The sequence below is a fragment of the Oleiphilus sp. HI0117 genome, assembly GCF_001635235.1.
This window is the reverse complement of the sequence record NZ_LWGA01000199.1, coordinates 1-793: the sequence shown is the minus strand read 5'-3', so window position 1 is coordinate 793 and position 793 is coordinate 1. Positions and strand designations below refer to the sequence as shown.

2 protein-coding genes are annotated in these 793 nt (G+C 43.8%); both read right to left on the bottom strand.

Annotated features, from left to right (window positions below):
- Positions 1-327 (bottom strand): hypothetical protein (locus A3757_RS27465; protein ID WP_231878195.1); only part of this gene is annotated, 327 nt, incomplete at its 3' end.
- 206 nt (positions 328-533) lie between these two features.
- A partial coding sequence (locus A3757_RS02570) for an ATP-binding protein (protein WP_197469672.1) occupies positions 534-793 on the bottom strand: 260 nt, incomplete at its 5' end.

Sequence of the window (793 nt, the reverse complement as noted above, 5' to 3'; positions counted from 1 at the left end):
ATACCGAGATTCAAAATCATCCCGAACTGCTTTCAACAAAGTCATTGACGTACTGAGTATTGCCTTCGGCCGATGCCTAAACGGGATCATTGAAAGTTCTGACAAAGATATTGGGTCGCCAGAGATAAGGTCTGGTTTGTTGAGGTCGATGTAAAGCTCCCGATCATCAGGACTACCCCAATCGTTTGGATGAAAATTTAACTTCAACAACGCTTTATTGTTCAGATAGGGAGACACAGACGCATAAGTGAAACAACTCTCTTGAAACCCTGCCAAGATAACAGCGAGATCACTTCGGAACTCTCCCGTATCCACGTAATTCCACAATAGAGCTTTCTTATGATAAGCGCTGTATCTTGCTGCGACGATGGGATGAGATGGTATCGTTAACGCGTGCCCAGTTGTACCGGATGTTTCATAAGCAATTATCCGATCAAGAGGCAAATGATCAGGTGCGTATTCCGCTAAAACTGATCAGCCGTTGCGCTGAACGTGATCACTTGTTTCCCATCCATGCATCGTGAGTTGTCTTTTTACTTCAAGTGATCATCTTCAGTCAACGAAGTTAGTACTTTTCTCATCGATTCTCCTTTTAAGTTAAGTTTGTGAGCGTTATGCAGTAGCCGGTCTAATATGGCGTCAGCCAAGGTCGGATCGTCGATAAATTTATGCCACTTCGTCATCGGTAATTGGCTAGTCACTATGGTCGATTTACTGTTGTGGCGATCTTCCATAATTTCGAGTAGATCATTTTTTTGAGGCTGTGTTAAAGCCTCCAAGCCCCAGTCATCGA